This is a genomic window from Methyloferula stellata AR4, from assembly GCF_000385335.1.
GTDB lineage: Bacteria > Pseudomonadota > Alphaproteobacteria > Rhizobiales > Beijerinckiaceae > Methyloferula > Methyloferula stellata.
Window position 1 is genome coordinate 3481320 of record NZ_ARWA01000001.1, and the last position, 20577, is coordinate 3501896.

Annotated in this window: 23 protein-coding genes; 21 read left to right on the forward strand and 2 right to left on the reverse strand. The window is 60.5% G+C overall.

The features are described from left to right. Positions 1–2: 2 nt before the first annotated feature. The 10 genes from A3OQ_RS0117180 (at position 3) to A3OQ_RS0117225 (ending at position 9035) form a co-directional block, all read left to right on the forward strand. A complete protein-coding gene (locus tag A3OQ_RS0117180; protein ID WP_020176664.1) occupies positions 3–527 on the forward strand; it encodes a DUF721 domain-containing protein in 525 nt (174 codons plus the stop codon). A gap of 156 nt (positions 528–683) precedes the next feature. Then, complete coding sequence (locus A3OQ_RS0117185) at positions 684–1379, forward strand: DsbA family protein (protein ID WP_051116131.1); 696 nt, start codon at positions 684–686, stop codon at positions 1377–1379. Between the two features lie 7 nt (positions 1380–1386). Continuing rightward, positions 1387–1752, forward strand: coding sequence for a hypothetical protein (locus A3OQ_RS0117190; protein WP_020176666.1), 366 nt, complete (start codon positions 1387–1389; stop codon positions 1750–1752). A gap of 127 nt (positions 1753–1879) precedes the next feature. Continuing rightward, complete coding sequence (gene smc, locus A3OQ_RS0117195; RefSeq protein WP_020176667.1) at positions 1880–5335, forward strand: chromosome segregation protein SMC; 3456 nt, start codon at positions 1880–1882, stop codon at positions 5333–5335. A gap of 174 nt (positions 5336–5509) precedes the next feature. Beyond that, positions 5510–6112, forward strand: a complete 603-nt coding sequence (locus A3OQ_RS0117200; protein ID WP_020176668.1) for an alpha/beta fold hydrolase — start codon at positions 5510–5512, stop codon at positions 6110–6112. A 332-nt stretch (positions 6113–6444) separates the two neighbouring features. Beyond that, positions 6445–6789, forward strand: coding sequence for an AtpZ/AtpI family protein (locus tag A3OQ_RS0117205; RefSeq protein WP_020176669.1), 345 nt, complete (start codon positions 6445–6447; stop codon positions 6787–6789). Positions 6790–6851: 62 nt separating this feature from the next. Continuing rightward, positions 6852–7607, forward strand: a complete 756-nt coding sequence (locus A3OQ_RS0117210) for a F0F1 ATP synthase subunit A (RefSeq protein WP_026595955.1) — start codon at positions 6852–6854, stop codon at positions 7605–7607. Between the two features lie 47 nt (positions 7608–7654). Further along, positions 7655–7885 carry a F0F1 ATP synthase subunit C gene (locus tag A3OQ_RS0117215; RefSeq protein ID WP_020176671.1) on the forward strand — a complete coding sequence of 77 codons (231 nt, stop codon included), beginning with the start codon at positions 7655–7657 and terminating at the stop codon, positions 7883–7885. Between the two features lie 108 nt (positions 7886–7993). After that, entirely contained in the window at positions 7994–8545 is a 552-nt protein-coding gene (locus tag A3OQ_RS0117220) for a F0F1 ATP synthase subunit B family protein (protein WP_020176672.1), read from the forward strand. Positions 8546–8549: 4 nt separating this feature from the next. After that, positions 8550–9035, forward strand: a complete 486-nt coding sequence (locus A3OQ_RS0117225; protein WP_020176673.1) for a F0F1 ATP synthase subunit B family protein — start codon at positions 8550–8552, stop codon at positions 9033–9035. Between the two features lie 132 nt (positions 9036–9167). On the opposite strand, the gene A3OQ_RS23740 is transcribed toward A3OQ_RS0117225, so the two are convergent. Both A3OQ_RS23740 and A3OQ_RS0117235 read right to left on the reverse strand, forming a co-directional pair. Next, the gene (locus A3OQ_RS23740; RefSeq protein ID WP_152428505.1) at positions 9168–9818 is read right to left on the reverse strand and encodes a hypothetical protein; all 651 of its coding nucleotides are present in this window, start codon (positions 9816–9818) and stop codon (positions 9168–9170) included. Between the two features lie 89 nt (positions 9819–9907). Then, positions 9908–10432, reverse strand: a complete 525-nt coding sequence (locus A3OQ_RS0117235) for an invasion associated locus B family protein (protein WP_040581341.1) — start codon at positions 10430–10432, stop codon at positions 9908–9910. Here A3OQ_RS0117235 and A3OQ_RS24525 point away from each other — a divergent pair. The 11 genes from A3OQ_RS24525 to A3OQ_RS0117285 all read left to right on the forward strand — a co-directional run bounded on the left by A3OQ_RS24525 (position 10422) and on the right by A3OQ_RS0117285 (position 20556). Then, complete coding sequence (locus tag A3OQ_RS24525) at positions 10422–10754, forward strand: hypothetical protein (protein WP_152428506.1); 333 nt, start codon at positions 10422–10424, stop codon at positions 10752–10754. The two genes, A3OQ_RS0117235 and A3OQ_RS24525, sit on opposite strands and share 11 nt — an antisense overlap. 231 nt (positions 10755–10985) lie before the next feature. Then, entirely contained in the window at positions 10986–11879 is an 894-nt protein-coding gene (coxB, locus tag A3OQ_RS22865; protein ID WP_020176676.1) for a cytochrome c oxidase subunit II, read from the forward strand. Positions 11880–11915: 36 nt separating this feature from the next. Next, positions 11916–13586, forward strand: coding sequence for a cytochrome c oxidase subunit I (gene ctaD / locus A3OQ_RS0117245; protein WP_020176677.1), 1671 nt, complete (start codon positions 11916–11918; stop codon positions 13584–13586). A 70-nt stretch (positions 13587–13656) separates the two neighbouring features. Then, positions 13657–14610: a heme o synthase gene (locus A3OQ_RS0117250; protein ID WP_020176678.1), complete on the forward strand. Its 954-nt coding sequence runs from the start codon at positions 13657–13659 to the stop codon at positions 14608–14610. A gap of 4 nt (positions 14611–14614) precedes the next feature. Then, on the forward strand, positions 14615–14779 hold the full coding sequence (locus A3OQ_RS24925; protein WP_020176679.1) for a hypothetical protein: 165 nt from the start codon (positions 14615–14617) through the stop codon (positions 14777–14779). 1 nt (position 14780) lies between these two features. Further along, complete coding sequence (locus A3OQ_RS0117260; RefSeq protein ID WP_020176680.1) at positions 14781–15389, forward strand: cytochrome c oxidase assembly protein; 609 nt, start codon at positions 14781–14783, stop codon at positions 15387–15389. A 133-nt stretch (positions 15390–15522) separates the two neighbouring features. Further along, positions 15523–16386 carry a cytochrome c oxidase subunit 3 gene (locus A3OQ_RS0117265; protein ID WP_020176681.1) on the forward strand — a complete coding sequence of 288 codons (864 nt, stop codon included), beginning with the start codon at positions 15523–15525 and terminating at the stop codon, positions 16384–16386. An 87-nt stretch (positions 16387–16473) separates the two neighbouring features. Next, positions 16474–16851, forward strand: a complete 378-nt coding sequence (locus tag A3OQ_RS0117270) for a DUF983 domain-containing protein (RefSeq protein ID WP_020176682.1) — start codon at positions 16474–16476, stop codon at positions 16849–16851. A 79-nt stretch (positions 16852–16930) separates the two neighbouring features. Then, positions 16931–17680: an SURF1 family protein gene (locus tag A3OQ_RS0117275; protein WP_020176683.1), complete on the forward strand. Its 750-nt coding sequence runs from the start codon at positions 16931–16933 to the stop codon at positions 17678–17680. Between the two features lie 159 nt (positions 17681–17839). After that, a complete protein-coding gene (gene thrC / locus A3OQ_RS0117280; RefSeq protein WP_020176684.1) occupies positions 17840–19294 on the forward strand; it encodes a threonine synthase in 1455 nt (484 codons plus the stop codon). After that, on the forward strand, positions 19294–20556 hold the full coding sequence (locus A3OQ_RS0117285) for a M16 family metallopeptidase (protein WP_020176685.1): 1263 nt from the start codon (positions 19294–19296) through the stop codon (positions 20554–20556). Before thrC ends, A3OQ_RS0117285 begins: the two co-directional genes overlap by 1 nt. Positions 20557–20577 lie beyond the last annotated feature (21 nt).

Below are 20577 nucleotides of genomic sequence, written 5' to 3' on the forward strand. Positions count from 1 at the left end.
CCATGCAGAAGTTCGACCCGCGCAAATCGTGGTCGCAGCCGCTGGCGGATCTCGTCGGGGCTGCGATGGACCCCGTGCTGGCACGGCAAGGGTTCGGCCAATCGAATATCATTCTCTATTGGGACGATATTGTCGGCGAGCGCATCGCATCGGCCTCGCAGCCTTTGAAGCTGCAATGGCCGCCGCGCGGGAAGAACACCAATCCTGGCCGCGGAATCGAACCAGCCGGTCTCGTCATAAGGGTCGAAAGCGGCTTCGCGCTTGAGTTGCAGCATCTGGCGCCCGTCATCATAGACCGGGTCAATGCGCATCTCGGCTGGAAATGCGTCGGCCGCTTGCTTTTGAAACAAGGGCCGATCGTCCGCCGGGAGACGGCAAAGCGTCGCAATTTGCCGATCAGCCCCGCGGCGCTGGCGGAAGCCGAAAAAACTGTCACACAGATCGGCGACATTGCCCTGCGCGAAGCCCTGACCCGGCTCGGCGCGCGGGTCCTAAGCGATCGGACATGTCCCGAGAAAGTTGTATGACTTTTCCGACAAGGACATGTCCTAACTTCTGATATGGAGCCGATAGGCTCCAGTGCCGCACTTCACAAAGGTGCGTGAAGATCACATTTTATGCCCATTGCGCCTTCAAACTTGTGCTTTATGCTGCAGCTAGCGCATTCAAAGATGGACGAAACCATGCGATTGCCGATCCCGGGCCGCACAATTCTCAAGAGCCACATCGCCTTTATCGAGACCGTGGTGGCGGTCAGCCTGACGGTTCTGGGCCTTTTAGCCGTGGTGGACGCGGCTCACCCTGCCCAGGCGCAGCAGACGGGCACTGTCGTGCCGGTCGACCAGCTCATGGCCGAAAACGCTTTGCCCGACGTGCCGCTCGGCAAGGATGACGCGCCGATTACGATCGTCGAATATGCCTCGATGACCTGCAGCCATTGCGCGGCCTTTTACGCCACCACCTTTCCCGACCTGAAGAGCAAATATATTGATACGGGCAAGGTGCGCTTTATCTTGCGCGAATTCCCGCTCGATCCTTTGGCGACGGCTGGCTTCATGCTGGCGCGCTGCGCCGGGCCGGACAAGCGCAATGCCATGGTCGATCTCTTGTTCGCGCAGCAGAAGAACTGGGCCTTTACCGAGAAGCCGATCGAGGCTTTGTCCAATCTCGTCAAGCAGACCGGCATGACCCAGGAGGCTTTCGAAGCCTGCCTCAAGGATCAGGCGCTTTACGAGAAGGTCAACGATATCCGCAATCGCGCGGCGGAGAAATTCGGCATCAACGCGACGCCGACCTTCTTCATCAACGGCCGCAAGCAGACGGGCGAGATCACGCCGGAAAAACTCGACGAATTGCTGCAGCCTATGTTGAAGGGGTGAAACGCGGGTGGCGAAAGCCACCGTCTTCGCTTGTCTTGCAAGTGCGCTGATGTCGTTGTGTTTGACTGCAAGCGCGGCTTCGTCTCTTAGCCGATGCGACGATAATACCGTCATTTTCAAGCATAAGGCTGAGCTACCCCAGGGTATCTTGGCATCGCTTGGATTTGAAATGGCTGATACCGGTGAGCCATTTCAGGCAACCGACGCCATTGCGCCCGGCGAAGAAGGCCTTCTCTCAAAACGATTCATTTCGGCGACGCAGAGAGATTGCCATTTGTACCTTTATTATGAGCGCGGCGGCCGCGGCGCCGGTCGCAATACCGCGCTTTTCGATTATATCGATGGCGTTTGGGTTCTACGCCAGACTTGGTAAGGGCTAGTTGCTCGCAAATCCACAAGTCGTGGACGATTTTGCCAAAGTGGCAACAATAGCTTGCGCTTACCCCTCCTCTCCCCTTGCTATAGATGCGCAATCGAATCAGCCATGAGGGCTACCCTGCATGAAATTCAACCGGCTTCGCCTGGTCGGCTTCAAAAGCTTCGTTGAACCCACTGATTTCATGATCGAATCGGGGTTGACCGGCATTATAGGCCCGAACGGCTGCGGTAAATCCAATCTGGTCGAAGCTTTGCGCTGGGTCATGGGGGAAAACTCCTCCAAGAACATGCGCGCCTCCGGCATGGATGACGTCATCTTTTCCGGCAGCGGTGGACGCCCGGCACGCAATATGGCCGAGGTCAGCCTCGTGCTCGACAATGCGGACCGCACCGCGCCGGCGCATTTCAACGATGCCGAGAGCCTCGAGATCACCCGCCAGATCGAGCGCGAGGAAGGTTCGACCTATCGCATCAATGGCCGCGAAGTGCGCGCCCGCGATGTGCAATTGCTCTTCGCCGACGCCTCGACCGGCTCGCGCTCGCCTTCCATGGTGCGGCAAGGCATGATCGCCGAGATTATCGCGGCGAAGCCTCAGTCGCGCCGCCGCATTCTCGAGGAAGCCGCCGGCATTTCCGGCCTTCACTCGCGCCGCGCCGAAGCCGAACTGCGCCTCAAGGCGGCGGAAGATAATCTCACACGGCTCGACGACGTCTTGAAGCAGATCGAGGCGCAGAGCGACAGTCTCAAGAAGCAGGCGAAACAGGCGATCCGCTATCGCGGGCTCGCGGGCGACATCCGCAAGCATGAAGCTTTGCTCGCCTTGATCCATCATACGGATGCACGGAACAATCTCGCGGCCTCCGAACACAAGCTCGAAGCCGATGTGCGCGAGGTTGCCGAGCGCACGCGGCTTCAGGCGGAGGCCGCAAGGCTTCAGGCGATCGCCGCGCATGATCTTCCGGGCCTGCGCGAGGCCGAAGCCACGGCCGGCGGCGAAATGCAAAAGCTGGTCGTCGCCCGTGAAACGCTCGACGGCGAAGAAAAGCGCACCAAGAGCCGCATCGCGGAACTCGAACGCCGCATCACGCAGATGAAAGGCGATCTCGCACGCGAAACCGCGGCGATCGACGACGCGGCCCAAGTGCTCGCGCGGCTGGCGGCTGAGGAGATCGAACTGACCTCCGCCGATAGCAGCGACGGCGATCTGACCTACGCGGCCGAGGCTAAAGCGGCGGAGGCCGAAGCCGCGCTCGCTCTCTCCGAAAAAGCTCTGGCCGAGGCACAAAGCCTCTATTCGGATGTCGCCGCGCGGAGGACCGCGCTCGAAGCCGCCTTGCGCGACGAGACGCAACGTCTCGAACGGCTTGAAGCCGACTTGAACAAGGCGCGCCAGGAACTCGACACCCTGCGGGCCGAACTCGAACGCGTCGACGATCGGCCGGCCTTGGCCGCGGCGCATGAAGAGGCTCTTGAATTCCTGCAAGCCTGTGAGGCGGAAGCGACCGACGCCGAGGCCGCTCACGTGGAAGCGCGTGAGGCCGAAGCGCGCGCTCGCACGCCTTTGGCCGAGGCCGAACGCAAGGCGCAAAAGCTCGAGACCGAAGCTGCAACCCTCTCGAAGCTTCTGACCGCGGGCAGCGGCTCATTCTGGCCGCCGGTCACCGACGAAATCAGCGTCGAAAAGGGCTATGAGGCGGCGCTCGGCGCGGCGCTCGGCGACGATCTCGACGCATCGACCAATGGTGCCGCACCGGCGCACTGGGCGCTGATCGCGCATGAGGACGATCCGGCTTTGCCGGAAGGCGTACAAGCACTCTCGAGTCTCGTTCAGGCGCCCCCTGCCCTGCAACGCCGCTTGGCGCAGATTGGCGTCGTGTCGCGCGCGTCGGGGCCTGTGCTTCGCGATCAGTTGCGGCCAGGTCAAAGGCTCGTCTCGAAGGAAGGCGATCTCTGGCGCTGGGACGGGTTTACGCAGGCGGCCGAAGCGCCGACTCCCGCGGCAAGACGGCTCGTCGAAAAGAACCGTCTCGGCGATCTGAAACAGGAGGCCGAAGCCGCGCGTCGTGCGGCCGAAGCTCTCAAGGTGCAGGAAGAAGAAGCGCAAGCTCACCTGCGCGGTGCTTCGGCGCGGGACAATGAGGCGCGCCAAGCCTTTAAGAACGCCACCCGCGAAGCCGACAGCGCACGCGAAAAAATGCTCGCCGCCGAGCGCCGTCACACCGAGGCGACGGCACGGATCTCGGCTCTGGCCGAATCCGAGACGCGGCTCGCCGCCAATTGCGAAGAGGCACGCGAAAAACGCGCCCGCCTCGATGCCGAACAGGAAAGCCTCGTGGCCGGCGCCGAACTCAAGGCTCAGCTCGATGCGGCGCGCGCGATTGCCGCCGAACATCGCGCTCAAGTGACGCAAGCGCGTGCCGACCATCAGGCGCTGTTGCGGGAGGCGCAAGCGCGCGTCAAGCGGATGGAATCGATCGCCGCCGACCGTCAGTCCTGGGAGGCGCGGCGCGAGCGCGCGACCGGCCAGATCGCCGAAGTCGACGCAAGGCTCGCAGAGGCGACGGAAGAACATTTGAAGCTCATCGAAGCGCCGGACGAATATATCCGCGTGCGTCGCGTCTTGATGAACAATATCGCCGCCGCCGAAGAGATTTGCAGGCGCGCATCCGATCAAAGGGCCAAGGCCGAAACGCATCTCAACGAGGCCGACAAACAGGCGCGCGCCGCGCTTGAGGCCATGGGTACCGCGCGCGAAGACAAGGCCCGCAGCGAGACGAGGCTCGAGGCCGCGCGCCAAAGGCTTGAAGAAATCCTGCACGCCATCGCGCATGATCTCGAATGCCAGCCCGACGATCTTTCCGCACTCGCAGGTGTCGCGCCGGGTGCGGATCTGCCCGGCGCCGAGGCGACCGAAAAGCGGCTTGAGACGCTCAAGCACGACCGCGAGCGGCTCGGTGCCGTCAATCTGCGCGCCGAAGAGGAATTGAACGAGGTCGATACGTCGAAGCAAGGGCTTACGACCGAAAAAGACGATCTCATCGAGGCGATCCGCCGCTTACGGACCGCGATCCAAAGCCTCAACAAGGAAGGCCGCGAGCGGCTGTTCGCGGCTTTCGATACGGTCAATGCGCATTTCAAGGAGCTTTTTACGAGCCTCTTCGGCGGCGGCGCGGCGGAGCTGCAATTGGTCGAGTCGGACGATCCGCTCGAAGCCGGGCTCGAAATCCTCGCCTGTCCGCCCGGCAAGAAACCGCAGGTCATGACGCTGCTCTCCGGCGGCGAACAGGCTTTGACGGCCATGTCGCTCATCTTCGCCGTGTTTCTCACCAATCCCTCGCCGATCTGCGTGCTCGACGAGGTCGACGCGCCGCTCGACGACGCCAATGTCGAGCGTTTCTGCAATCTGCTCGATGAAATGAGCAAGCGGACCGAAACACGCTTCGTCACGATCACGCATAATCCGATCACCATGGCGCGCATGGACAGGCTCTTCGGTGTGACCATGGCCGAGCGTGGCGTCAGCCAGCTTGTGTCGGTCGATCTCGCGGAAGCCGAGCGCTATCTGGAAGCGGGTTAAAGGCACCGCCGCCCCAAACCCTCATCCTGAGGAGCTTGCCATAGGGCATTGCGAAGCGACGCCCGTCGCGAGCAACGGGCTGTGGCAAGCGTCTCGAAGGACGAGGGTTTGAGGGAAAGTGAGGGATCAGGTAGAGCTCCTTCGTTCATCCAATCAATGAGGTCATTCGTGCCCATGCGCAAGGCGCGGGTCATTCTCGCTCATGGCTGGCTCGGCCACCATTATGAGCTCGCGCCGATTGGCGACGCCTTGGAGAGCGCCGGCTTCGAGGTCAAGCACGTCAAGCTCTATACGCTGTTTGGCCGGTTCGAAGCGGCGGTCGACGCGGTGCTAGAGGCTGTGTTGGCGCAACCCAATCGTCGCGTGCATCTCATCGGATTCAGCTTCGGCGGGCTTGTGATGCGGGCTGTCGCGGACAGGTGCCCAAGCCGGATCGAGTCGCTTTTGTTGATCGGTGTCCCGAATACCGGATCGCCTTTCGCGGATCTCTTGAGCATTATTTTTCCGACTTCGGCCGTACGGCGTCTTGCCCGCGCCGCGCCGTCTCTGCCGGAGCCGCCACTGGGTCTTCGCGTCGGCTGTATCGCCGGCACGCGCAAGGGACTCTTGGGACTGTTCCTTCGCCGTCCAAACGATAGCCGCGTGACGGCCGCCTCAGCCTTCGCGATCCCGCATGACTTTGAGGCCACAGTCCATTGCAAGCACGAGGTGCTGCGCGGCCATCCAGAGGTCATCCGTCACGCCGTCGCCTTCGTTGAAAGAAGCACCGGTTGTTGAAGGAAACGCAGGCGCGGTACTCCCATTGCCTATATAACAGCCGCCTGTCTTTTCATTCTCATCCACACTTTGCATTTTCTTTCATCACTTCAAGAGCTTGCTGCTTTGCGGCTCAATCTTGACATAAATACACCTCGTCCATATGGTGCCGCCGGCTCGCTGGGGATATCGGCATCGAATTCTCCTTCTGCTGTCCGTTCAGGCGTTCGCCCGTCCCGCCATCTGCGTTTTCTCGCAATGCAAAGACCGATCGCCTTTAGTCCCCGAGGTCGCTCTTTGGCGCGCTTCGGACTATAGAAGCACTCGTCGATCCACTTTCGTGGGAGTGCGCGGTGGCAAAGGACGAAAACGATGACGACCTGCGGGCGCGGCTCGATTCTCTTTCGACCGCGCTCGACGCCCAGCAAAAAGCCTCGCAGGACCAGAAAGCCCATAGCGGCCAGACGGAAGAAGCAGGACGTTCCATAGGCCGGGCCATGAGCCTCGGCTTTCGCGTCCTGACCGAATTCGTCGCGGCGGTCGTCGTCGGCGGACTGATCGGATGGAAGCTCGACGATTGGTGTCACACCTCGCCGCTCTTCCTTATTCTCTTTCTCGGCGTCGGTACGGCGGCGGGGTTCTGGACCGTCTATCGCATCGCCGTCAAGCCGCCAGGCTCGCCCGGCAGCTTGACGTAGAAGCGGTCCGGACCGGTTATTAAGTTGCATCGGCGCAAACGCGCAAACGAAGGAAACAGACGGTGGCTGAACAGGCGTTGGACCCGATCCATCAGTTCCACATCGAGCGGATCGTCGATTTTCATCCTTTCGGCATCGACGCCTCCTTCACCAATGCCGCGCTGTTCATGGTGATCATCGTTCTCGCGGTCTCGTTTTTGATGATTCTCGGAACGAGTTCGCGCTCGATCGTACCAAGCCGCCTGCAATCGGCGGCCGAAATGAGCTATGAGTTCGTCGCCAATACGGTGCATATGTCGGCCGGCCACGATGGGATGAAATTCTTTCCCTTCGTCTTCACGCTTTTCATGTTCGTGCTCTTCTCGAACCTGATCGGGTTGGTGCCTTATGCCTTCACCGTCACCAGCCAGATCATCGTCACCTTCGCCTTCGCGCTGGGCGTGATCCTGCTTGTCATCCTCTATGGCGTCTTCCGCCATGGCGTGCATTTCCTGAAGCTCTTCGTCCCCTCGGGCGTCTCGATCTTCCTTGTGCCGTTTCTGATCCTGATCGAACTCATCTCCTTCCTCTCGCGTCCGATTAGCCTCTCGGTGCGTCTCTTCGCCAATATGCTCGCGGGCCATATCACGCTGAAGGTCATGGGTGGTTTCGTCGTCGCGCTTCTCGGCGCCGGCGCCTACGCGGTGATCGCGCCGCTGCCGCTGATCATGGTCGTGATCCTCACCGCTTTCGAGCTTCTCGTCGCAGTTCTGCAAGCCTATGTGTTTGCGATCCTCACTTGCGTCTATCTGAATGACGCAATTCATCCGGGCCACTGAATAAATATCTTAACAACAGATCGGTGCCCTACCTTTTGGAGTTATAAATGGATCCTGTTGCAGCAAAATATATTGGCGCGGGTCTCGCCGCCATCGGGATGGGCGCGGCGGCTATCGGCGTCGGCCTGATCTTCGGTAACTTCCTTTCAGGCGCGCTTCGCAACCCGACAGCCTCGGATGCGCAGTTCGGCCGGGCCTTCATCGGCGCGGCGCTCGCGGAAGGTCTCGGCATTTTCGCCTTCCTCGTGGCGATCCTCCTGCTCTTCGTCATGAAGTAAGAATTCCATGCGCTCGAGCGGCCAAGCCCTCGAGCGCATGTTCGCTTTCGGGCGCAGCTTGCAAAACCTGCCCCGCGTTGTAGATCTTAAACTTTGTCAGGGATGACCATGGCCACCACGCACGAAGGCCATATTGCGGAAACAAAAGTGCCGTCGGGCGGCGAGTCCGATACCGGCACGTTCCCGCCTTTCGACTCGGCCAATTTCGTGCCGGTCTTGATCTGGCTCGCGCTGAGTTTCGCGGTGCTTTATTTCTTGATGTCGAAGATCGCGCTGCCGCGCGTCCACGACATCCTGACGACGCGGCAAGGCAAGATCAACGAAGATCTGAAGAACGCCAATAAGATGCGTGCCGAGGCCAATGCCGCCGCGTCAGCGCACGATAAGATGCTGGCTGAGGCCCGGGCCAAGGCTCAGGGTCTGGCGCAGGAAACCCACGCGCGCCTCAATGCCGAGACGGACGCCAAGCGCCACGCGATCGAAGCCGATCTCAGCGCCAAGCTCGCCGCGGCGGAAGCGCAGATCGCAGAGACCAAGGCCAAAGCCATGAGCAATGTCGAAACCATCGCTCAAGAGGCCGCAACCGCGATCGTCCAGCATTTGACCGGCAAGCCAGCCGATGCCGCGGCCATTACCGCCGCTTTTGCCAAGAAAGCCTGAGACCATGGAGTTCAACGAGGAATTTTTCGTCGCTCTCGGCTTCATCATCTTCGTGCTCGGCGTCGGCTATCTCGGCGTGCACACGAAGATCGCCGCAGCGCTCGATCACCGCGCCGAGCGCATCAAGGCCGAACTTGCCGAAGCCGAGCGCTTCCGCGCCGAGGCAGCCGAGATCCTCGCCTCTTTCGAGAAGAAAAAGGCCGAGGCCGAGGCTGAAGCCGCAGCTCTTGTGGCTCAAGCCCACGTCGAAGCAGAAGGTATCGCCAAGGAAGCCCAGGCGAGAATGGTGGAATTCGTCGAGCGGCGCACCAAGCAGGCGGAAGAGAAAATCGCTAGCGCCGAGGCTTTGGCCCTCTCGCAAGTGCGCGGCGCCGCGGCCGATGCCGCCGTGGCTGCGGCTGAAACCGTCTTGACCAACGAAGCCCGCGGCGGCTTCGGCGGCGAGCTCGTCAGCAAGGGCATCACCGATCTGAAGCGCCTCGCAAGCTAAAGCTTCCTCCCGAAAAGTTGCAGACTTTTCGGACAAGGATGATGCGCACTGAGAAAAACATAAAGCCGGCCGGATTATCTCGGGCCGGCTTTCGCATGCCTAGAGCATCGAACCTGAGGTCCATCCGCCGCTCTAGCTGCGCTTCTTGCGTTCATGCGCGACGGCCGGTTTCTGTCCTTCTGCGTCGATCCCGACTTTGATCGTATAATCCTCGGCCGTATGGCTCTGGATGAACGGCGCGAGCAAAGGCTCCGTCACGAGCGTATAGGGCGCTTCCGTCTGGCCCGGAATGACATTGACGTTCGCCGTATAAAGCTTGGACACGACCGGCGCATTGTCGGTCTCACGCACGATCGCAATCCTGATCGGCACCGTGAACGCGCCGGGCGCGCCGGCCGGCCCAAGGAGCACCTGCCCCGCCACGCCAATTTTCATGGCGATCTGGTCGCCTTGATGGATGCATTCGCGCGCGACGTCGGAAATCGAATATTGGTAGCGCAGGTTCTCGTTCGACTCCGCGCCATTATAGGCCCGGTGCGCCGCGGTCCCGTCGAGGACAAGGATCTCAGGGCATTCCAGCCTTTCGGCCTCTTTCGCCGGCGCAGGCTCTCCGGTCAATTTGTTGAAGGCCAGGAGATTGCCGAAGCGCGACGTGATGCTGCTATTGCCGTCGGGCTGGTCGAAAGACCCAAGACTGCCGGACTTGCCGCATCCGGTAAGCGCAGCGGCAGCCCATGCCGCGAAGATGAATTTCGCCGTGCCCGTAATCCTGGGTCGCCGCATTCCCATATGCTCCGCAACAAAAGATGGATTGGAAACCCGCATTTTATAACAATTTTCCCGCGCTTCGAAAGCACGGGCTTGGAGCACGATTAAGGCAGAGCCTCGAACCCTTCCTTGAATCCGGCGAGCGCCAAAGGAATACCGACGCCTTCTTCCGGTGTCTGGAAAATGATGAAGGTGGCATTTTGGCCATTTTTCAGTTGATCGATGAGTTTTTCTTCCATCACGACTTCGGCAACGCAGCCGCTCGGCAGGCAGCGCACGAATCCCGCCCGGCCAATGTCCGTATCGTCGACTTTGAGTCCAAGCCCGGACGGCAGCAAAATGCCGAGCGGCGCGATCACGCGCAACAGACGGTTCTTGCCGTCCGCCGTCTTCAGGACGATCACGACGAGGTTGATGTTCGGCTTGTCCTCGGCCGCAACGCTTTGCAGCAAGGCGCATTGCTCATGCGCTGCACCAGGCGGCGTTTCACAGCGCAATTGCCAGTCGCCAAATTTGTTTTTGACGACGCCCTGCGCGAAACATTGACCAAGTGGCATGACAAGCATCAAAGCCGCCGTCGCCAAGGCGGCCAGGCGCCGGATCGCTGGGACATATCGAATGATCTTCATTCCCGTTCTGTCCCCTTCCAAATTCCCGAAATCCATGCCGAGAGCTGATCTTCGAAAAACACCGAGTTTCGGATCGGATCACGCGTTAAAACAAAAACTTAAACCGCACCGGCGCTTCAAGCGAGGCGATGGTGCTGCGGAGGTGCGGCGAACGGCCGGCGCGGCCTGGAAGAATCGGCAGATTCGGACGATGTCTGGCTGCCTAACAAATACCCCCCACCTGTCAAGTTTATGCACAGCTCCGAAGCTTCGCTGCGATGCGAAGAAATGCCAGAAGATTTTTGCAGCGCATCAGTTCATCGGGAAACTCGTCTTCGGCTGAGCATTGCGTAGAAATGCGGCGCTGCACCTGCAAGGCCTCGCGCCTTTATGCCGCAAGCAGCGACATCTTACCGCTTATTGCGCTCCATCAATGTTTGTGGTTGGAACGGAGTTAGACTGTTCGGTTTGCATCCTCTCACGATAAAAACTTTGCACCAAACGTGAAGTATGGGGATCGAAAAGCACCAAATAAGGGGGAGTGACGGTAGCTATGCGACCTGGGAGACTGAGCGTGCCCGAAGCGGCGCGAAATGCCGGCGTGTTCGGTGCTAAGATCGCCGGCTTATCGGCAGCGTTTTTCAACAGCCTGCTGGTGAGCACAGCCTTCGCCGAGGCTCCGGAAGGCCATCCCGTCCCTGACGAGATCGGCTTCCAGGATGCGGTGACCCCGATCGCCCATGAAATCCATCAATTTCATGATTGGCTCGTCCTTCCGATCATCGTCGCCATCAGCCTCTTCGTCCTGCTGCTGCTCGTCATCGTCGTCTTCAAGTTCAACGAGAAGGCGAATCCGGTGCCGTCGCAGACGACGCATAATTCGCTGCTCGAAGTCGCCTGGACGGTTCTGCCGGTTCTCGTTTTGGTGGTCATCGCCATTCCCTCGTTCCGGCTTCTGACGCATCAGCTCGTCATTCCGGCCTCGGATATGACGATCAAGGTCACCGGCAAGCAATGGTATTGGAGCTATAGCTACCCGGCCGATCAGGGCGGCGGTTTCGAGTTCGACTCCGAAATCGTCCAGGACGCCGACCTGAAACCGGGCGACATCCGTCAGCTCTCGGTCGACAACGAGGCCGTCGTGCCGGTCGGCAAGGTCGTGCGCGTGCAGGTCGTTGCCGACGACGTCATCCATTCCTTCGTCATTCAAGCCTTCGGCATTCGTATCGACGCCGTTCCCGGCCGTCTTAACGAGACCTGGTTCAAGGCCGAGCGCGAAGGCGTCTATTACGGCCAATGCTCCAAGCTCTGCGGCCGCGATCACGCCTATATGCCGATCGCCTTCCGGGTCGTGAGCCCCGAGGCCTATGCGACATGGTTGCAGGAAGCGAAGAAGAAATACGCTTCCACGACCACGGCTCCGCTGCACTTCGCCGGCAATGATGTGCCCCAACCGGCGCATCAATAAGAACATCAGCGCCAAGACTTCGAGGGAATTGTTAAGATGGCGACGACCGAGACAGCCCACCACGATGAAGCGCATGGCCACCCGACCGGCCTCAAGCGCTATCTCTTCTCGACCAATCATAAAGACATCGGCACGCTCTACCTGATCTTCGCGATCTGCGCCGGCATCATTGGCGGCGCCATGTCGATCGCCATGCGCGCCGAGCTGCAGGAACCGGGCATCCAGGTCTTCCAGCATCTGGCCGAAATGATCGACGGTTCCGACCCGGCGGTGGCCATGGATGCCGCGAAGAATCTCTATAACGTGTTCATCACGAGCCACGGCCTCATCATGATCTTCTTCATGGTCATGCCGGCGCTCATCGGCGGCTTCGGCAACTGGTTCGTCCCGATCATGATCGGCGCGCCGGACATGGCCTTCCCGCGCATGAACAATATTTCGTTCTGGCTTCTGCCGGCTTCCTTCTCGCTCCTGCTGATTTCGATGTTCATGGAGGGCGCCCCCGGCATGCTGGGGTTTGGCGGCGGCTGGGTCATGTATCCACCGCTATCGTCCAACGTGGGCCATCCCGGTCCGGCGATGGATTTCGTGATCCTGTCGGTCCATCTCGCCGGCGCGTCGTCGATCCTTGGTGCGATCAACTTCATCACCACGATCTTCAACATGCGCGCCCCCGGCATGACGCTGCATAAGATGCCGCTCTTCGCCTGGTCGGTTCTCGTGACCGCCTTCCTGCTCGTTCTGTCGCTGCCGGTGCTCGCCGGTGCGATCACCATGCTTCTCACCGACCGCAATTTCGGCACGACCTTCTTCGATCCGGCCGGCGGCGGCGATCCGCTTCTCTTCCAGCATCTCTTCTGGTTCTTCGGCCATCCGGAAGTCTATATCCTGATCCTGCCCGGTTTCGGCATCATCAGCCATATCGTCTCGACCTTCTCGAAGAAGCCCGTCTTCGGCTATCTCGGCATGGCCTACGCCATGGTCGCGATCGGCGTCGTCGGCTTCGTCGTCTGGGCGCATCACATGTACACGGTCGGCATGTCGCTCGACACGCAGCGCTACTTCGTCTTCGCGACGATGGTGATCGCGGTTCCGACCGGCGTGAAGGTCTTCTCCTGGATCGCGACCATGTGGGGCGGCTCGATCTCGTTCCGCGCGCCTATGCTCTGGGCGGTCGGCTTCATCTTCCTCTTCACCATTGGCGGCGTGACGGGTGTCGTGCTCGCCAATGCCGGCCTCGACCGCGCTTTGCACGAGACCTATTACGTCGTCGCGCACTTCCATTACGTGCTGTCGCTCGGCGCCGTCTTCGCGCTCTTCGCGGGCTTCTATTACTGGTTCCCGAAAATGTCGGGCTATCTCTATAACGAGCCGCTCGCCAAGCTGCATTTCTGGGTGATGTTCATCGGTGTGAACCTCACCTTCTTCCCGCAGCACTTCCTTGGCCTCGCGGGCATGCCGCGCCGCTATATCGACTATCCCGACGCCTATGCCTTGTGGAACAAGATCTCGTCCTACGGCTCCTATCTGTCGGGCCTCGGCGTTCTCTTGTTCCTCTACATCATCCTCGACGCCTTCATGAAAAAGCGTCTCGCCGGCGACAATCCGTGGGGTCCTGGCGCGACCACGCTCGAATGGACCCTGTCGTCCCCGCCGCCGTTCCACACGTTCGAGACCCTGCCGCGCATCACCGGCACGGATCATTGATCGACAAAAATCGCGAAGCGGCGGCAAACTCCGCCGCTTCGCAGCATTCTCAAACCAGTCATAGGCGCATATGAGCTTCGTCGGCGAAAGCGGCAGCATCACAAAGGCGGTAGCCGGTTCGGAAGCGAATCCCGGCGACTACATCGCGCTTTTGAAGCCGCGGGTGATGTCGCTCGTGATCTTCACCGCGATCGCCGGACTTTTGCTGGCGCCTCACGGCGTCAATCCGGTGATCGGCTTTGCGAGCCTGCTCGCGATCGCCGTCGGCGCCGGCGCCTCGGGCGCGCTGAACATGTGGTACGATGCCGACATCGACGCCGTCATGTCGCGCACCCGCAAGCGCCCGATTCCCTCCGGCCGGGTGACGGGCGACGAAGCGCTCGCCTTCGGCCTGACCCTGTCCTTTCTCGCCGTCTTCACGCTTGGCATCGTCGCCAATTGGCTGGCCGCCGCGCTGCTCGCCTTCACGATCTTTTTCTATGTCGTGATCTATACGATGTGGCTGAAGCGCTCGACGCCGCAAAACATCGTCATTGGCGGTGCAGCAGGCGCCTTTCCGCCGATCGTCGCCTATGCCGCTGCGACGGGCGACATCAGCCTCGCGAGCATCGTGCTCTTTTCCATCATCTTCATCTGGACGCCGCCGCATTTCTGGGCCCTGGCGCTGGTGAAATCCGCAGACTATGCCAAGGCCGGCATTCCGATGATGCCGAATGTCAAAGGCGCCGCGCACACGCGGCTCGAAATCCTGCTCTACAGCCTGGTTCTCGCACCCGTCGGCGTGCTGCCCTGGATCCTGGGCTTTGCATCCGTCGTTTACGGCATTCTCGCGATTGCGCTTGGCGCCGCGCTCCTCTTCCTTGCCGCACGGGTCTACGCCGTCCGGACTGGCGAAGCCGCCGATCGCTGCGCCAAAAGCCTCTTCGGCTTTTCGATCCTCTATCTCTTTCTCCTCTTCGCTGAGATCGTTATCGAGCGCTCCTTGAGCCTCGGTTTCGAGCTTGCGGCGCGGCTTGGGGCCTAAGGCCATGGCAGGGACAGAAGAACCCGGCGTCGAACTCACGCCGCAGCAGCTGAAAAGCCGCCGCCAGCGCAACATCGCAATCGGTCTCTCCGTCGCCTGTTTCGCCTTGCTGATCTTTCTCGTGACGATCGCCAAGCTCGGCCCTGGCGTCTTGAACCGGCCGCTCTGACATGACGAACACCCCTCCTCCCGCAGAGACGAAACAGAAGCGCCAGCGCCTCGTGGCCGTTGGCGTCGCAGCGGCCGTCGGCGGCATGCTCGGGATGTCTTACGCCGCGGTCCCTCTCTACCGGATGTTTTGCGCCGCGACCGGCTTTGGCGGGACGACGCAAGTGGCCGAACATGCGCCGTCGATCCACGGCACGCGGCACCTGACCGTCAGCTTCGACGCCAATGTGGCGCCCGGATTGGACTGGAGTTTCGAGCCGGAAACCCCGCGCATCTCGGTGCTCACCGGCGAGACGCAAACGGTCTTCTTCAAGGTCACCAACCGGACCGATCAAGAAGTCACAGCACGTGCCGGCTACAATGTGAGTCCCGGCATATCGGGCGCCTATTTCGACAAGATCAATTGTTTCTGCTTCTCGAATCAGACGCTCGCACCGCACGAAACAGCCGAAATGCCCGTGGTCTTCTTTCTCGATGCGGCGCTGGAAAAAGACAAGGACATGGCGGTCGTCGCCGAGATCACGCTGTCTTACACGTTCTTTCCGGTGAAAGCCGAGGCGCCTGCCGTCGCGGCGAAGACCGATTCGGCGAAGGACAAATCGCGGCTCTGAGCGGGCTTGACTGAGAGATAAGGACAAGGCAAAGGCCGACGATCATTTTTTGAAGACCGGCTTTTGAATATCGGACTTGATAGAGTTTAAACGGCTGGGCATCGGCCCAATCAATGGGGGAGAGGATTAGGCTATGTCGGACGCCCACACGAAACCGAACCATGATTATCATCTGGTGGACCCGAGCCCGTGGCCGCTCATCGGATCGTTTTTCGCCTTCCTCATGGCTTTCGGCGGCATCTTCTGGATGAAGCACCTCGAATTCCATGGCACGAAGCCCGGCAGCTATATTTTTGGCGTCGGCCTGATCGGCATTCTTTACGTGATGTTCTCCTGGTGGAGTGACGTCATCAAGGAAGCGGAATATGGCGGCTACCACACCCGGGTGGTGCAGATCAGCCATCGCTACGGCATGATCCTTTTCATCGCCTCGGAAGTGATGTTCTTCGTCGCCTGGTTCTGGGCCTTTTTCGACGTCAGCCTGTTTCCCGGCGCTGCGAACCAATATACGCGGGCGGAATTCATCGGCAGTCAGTGGCCGCCGAAGGGCATCGAAGTCATCGATCCCTGGCACTTCCCGCTGCTCAACACGCTCATTCTTCTGACCTCCGGCACGACCGTGACCTGGGCCCATCACGCCCTCTTGCACGGTGATCGCTCGGGCTTGAAGAAGGGCTTGGTCCTGACGATCCTTCTGGGCGTGCTCTTCACCTGCATTCAGGCCTATGAATATGCGCATGCCCCCTTCGCCTTCAAAGGCTCGATCTTCGGCGCGACCTTCTTCATGGCGACGGGCTTCCATGGTTTCCATGTCATCATCGGAACCATCTTCCTCACCGTCTGCCTGATCCGCGCCTTTGCCGGACAGTTCACGCCAAAACAGCATCTCGGCTTCGAATTCGCCGCCTGGTACTGGCATTTCGTCGACGTGGTGTGGCTGTTTCTGTTCTCCTGCATTTACGTTTGGGGGTCATGGGGCGCCCCGATGGAACATTGATGCTTGAAGAGTTTCCGCGTCCTGCATCAGAGGGGGTGGCCGAAGTGCCGCCCCTTTTGATTCCAACCCTCGAGATGAAGCGAAGCTATGGGCTCCAATACCGATTATCCGCCGCAATCGCCTTATTGGACGGGCCTCCTCGGCCGCTGTCCGCGCTGCGGGCAAGGTAAAGCCTTCTCCGGCTTCCTCGACCTCGCCAAAACCTGCGACAAATGCGGGCTCGATTTTTCCTTCGCCGATGCCGGAGACGGACCAGCGGTCTTCGTCAGTCTGATCGGCGGTTTTCTTGTGCTCGGCGCAGCTCTTTGGACGGAGCTCACCTATGAGCCGCCCTTCTGGGTTCATCTCGTGATTTTTCTGCCGCTGACCGTCGTGGTCTGCCTTGGCCTGCTGCGTCCCTTGAAGGGGCTGCTTGTTTCGCTGCAATTCCGCAACAAGGCGGAGCAAGGACGCCTCAAGTCCTAGAGCATGATCCCAAAAGTGCAGACTTTTTGGATAAGATCATGCGTCAAAACAGAGCATCGGACCTATCGGAAGCCGTATCATGCCGCCACGCTTCAAGGCCCTATTCTGGCCCGGCCTCTCGACCCTGCTGGCAGGTGCCATTCTGATCGGGCTCGGTGTCTGGCAATTGGAACGGCTTCACTGGAAAGAGGGTTTGATCGGCGAGATCGAAGCGCGCAGCACCATCAAGCCGCAGCCACTGCCGCCGATCGCCGATTGGCCTGCTCTCAAACCGGACGATTACGACTATCGCCACGTCGAAGCCGAGGGCACATTCGAGAACGATAAGGAAGCTTTGGTCTTCCATGGCCCCGGATTCAGCCGCAAGGGGATCTCGACCCCCGGCTATCTCGTGCTGACGCCGCTGCGGCTCGCCTCGGGCGGCATTGTCATCGTCAATCGCGGCTTCGTGCCCGAAAACCTCAAGGACAAAGCCGCGCGGGCCGCGGGTGAAATCGACGGTCCCGTGAGAGTTACCGGCCTGATGCGGCCGCCCGAGCCGCGCAATCTCTTCACGCCCCCCGACGAGCCGGCTGCCGGGCGCTATTTCACCCGCGATCCGGCGGAAATCGCGACGCATTTCGGTCTCGCGGACGTGGCGCCATTTTCGATCGATGCCGACGATCTGCCGGTACCTGGCGGCTGGCCGATGGGCGGGACTACGGAAATCGCGATCCCCAATAACCATCTATCCTATGCGCTGACCTGGTTTGGGCTAGCGCTGGGTCTTTTTGGGGTTTTTGCCGCTTTTGCCTGGCATAAGGGGAATGAGATAGAAAAGGCGGGTTAGACCGAGACCAAGGGGGCCCACCTTCTCCCTGTGGGAGAAGGTGCCGAGCGCAGCGAGGCGGATGAGGGGGTTACAGCCCCTTGAATTTGCGTTTGAAACCCCTCACCCGGTCGGCTCCGCCGACCACCCTCTCCCACAGGGAGAGGGTTGCCAACTACAATGAATTCGACAGGAAAAACAAAGACTTTGAGCAGCACGGCCAAATATGTTTCGACCCGTGGAGAGGCCCCGTCCCTTTCCTTTACGGACACGCTCATGGCGGGTCTTGCGAACGATGGCGGCCTTTATCTGCCCGAAACCTACCCAGAGCTTGGCAAAGACGAGATCGCCGCTTTCGCCGGGCTTTCCTATGCCGAGGTGGCCGAGGCGGTTTTTTCCCGCTTCATCGGCTCCGAAATCGATCCCAAGCTCCTCAAAAGCATGATCGAGACGGCCTATGCGGGATTCCGGCACAAGGCAGTCGCGCCCCTCGCGCAGATCGGCGACCAGCTCTTCCTGCTCGAATTGTTTCATGGCCCGACGCTCGCCTTCAAGGACGTCGCCATGCAGATCCTGGCGCGGCTGACGGATCATGTTCTGAAAGCCCGCCGCCAGCATGCGACCGTCGTCGGTGCGACTTCGGGCGACACCGGCGCGGCAGCGATCGAAGCCTTTCGCGGTCTCGGCCATGCCGATGTCTTCATCCTCTATCCGCATGGCCGCGTCTCGGACGTTCAGCGCCGGCAGATGACCTGCGTCGCGGATGAAAACGTTCATGTCATCGCGCTCGAAGGCACGTTCGATGATGCCCAGGCGATCGTGAAAGGCCTGTTCCAGAAGCGCGCCTTTCGCGACGAACTCTCCTTGACCGGCGTCAATTCGATCAATTGGGCGCGGGTGATGGCGCAGATCGTCTATTACATGACGAGCGCGGTCGCTTTGGGCGCGCCGCATCGGCCGATTTCCTTCGCCGTGCCGACCGGCAATTTCGGCGATATTCTCGCAGGCTATATAGCCAAGCGCATGGGCCTGCCTATCGAGCGGCTGATCATCGCAACCAACACGAATGATATTCTGGCGCGCACGCTGGCTACCGGCGTCTATGAGGTGAAGGGCGTCGAGGCGACGCAATCGCCGTCGATGGACATTCAGATCTCGTCGAATTTCGAGCGGCTTTTGTTCGAAGCCTATGGCCGCGATGCGGCAGCCGTCCGCCGCCTGATGGAAAGCCTGAAACAGTCCGGCCGTTTCACGCTCGACGCAGCGCCGCTTGCAAAGATCCGTGCCGAATTCGATGCGGCTTCGGCGAACGAAACCGAGACCACCGCCGAGATCGCGCGCGTCTACCAGGAGACGGGATCGCTCGTCGATCCGCATACGGCGGTCGGCGTCCATGCCGCACGCAAGGCGCTTGCGGCAAAGCCCGGCACGCCGGTGATTGCGCTTGCGACCGCGCATCCGGCGAAATTTCCAGATGCGATCGAAAAGGCGACGGGAGAGCGCCCGGCGCTCCCCGCACATCTTGCGGATCTGTTCGAGCGGAAGGAGCGTTTCGCGATCCTGCCCAATGATCAAGCCGCGGTCGAATCCTTCATCCGCTCGCATTCGCGGATTCCTTCAACACAGGTAGCTTGATGAGCGTTGAAATCACCACCTTGCCGTCTGGTCTGCGCATCGTCACCGATCGCATGGATCAGCTCGAGACGGCCTCGATCGGCGTCTGGATCGCAGCGGGCTCGCGGCACGAACATGCAAATGAGCAAGGCCTGTCGCACCTTCTCGAACATATGGCGTTCAAGGGCACAAGGCGGCGCTCGGCGCGCGACATTGCCGAAGAGATCGAGACGGCGGGCGGCGACCTCAATGCCGCGACCAGCGTCGAACAGACGGCCTATTACGCGCATGTGCTCGCGGCCGATAGCGGCCTCGCGCTCGACATTCTCGCCGATATTCTGACCGAGAGCACCTTCGACGCCAAAGAGCTTGAACGCGAGAAAGGCGTCATCTTGCAGGAGATCAGCGCGGCGGAGGATACGCCCGACGATCTCGTCTTCGATCTCTTCAATGCGACGGCCTATCCTGACCAGCCGATCGGACGCGCCATTCTCGGCACCCCGGACGGCGTATCATCCTTCAAGCGCGAAACCATCGGCGCCTATCTCGATACGCATTACCGCAGCCAGGCGACCGTCATCGGTGCGGCGGGCGCCGTCGAACATGCCCGCATCGCCGACGAAACCGAGAAGCGTTTCGGCAGCCTTCCGGCCAACCAGGCCGATGCGCCACAGCCTGCGAAATATAAAGGCGGCGACACCCGCGTGAAGCGGCGTCTCGAGCAGGCGCATATCGTCGTCGGCTTCGAAGGCCTCGGCTACGACCATCCCGATCATTATGCCATGCATATATTCGCCAATGCGGTTGGCGGCGGCATGTCCTCGCGTCTCTTCCAGGAAGTCCGCGAGAAGCGCGGCCTTGCCTATTCGATCTATGCCTTCCACTGGGGCTTTTCGGACAGCGGCCTTTTCGGCTTTTATGCCGGCACGGGCAAAAAGGATGTCGTCAATCTGATGCCGGTCGCGCTCGACTGCCTGGCTGAGGCCACGCAAAATCTGACAGAGGCCGAATTGCATCGCGCCAAGGCGCAGATGAAGGTCTCCCTGCTCGCGGCGCTCGAATCGCCCGGCGCGCGATCCGAGCAGATGGCGCGCCAGCTTTTGGCATTCGATCGCGTATTGCCCCGCGCAGAGATCATAGAAAAGATCGATTCGATTGGAATTGATGATGTTCGCCGTGTTGGTGCTGCCGCCTTGCGCTCGGCACCCACAGTTTCGGCGATCGGTCCGATCTCCAAGGTGCTGAGCCCGGATCGTGTGGCGGAGCGTTTGGGAAGCGTTTAACCTAGAAAGCGTTTCAGGAGA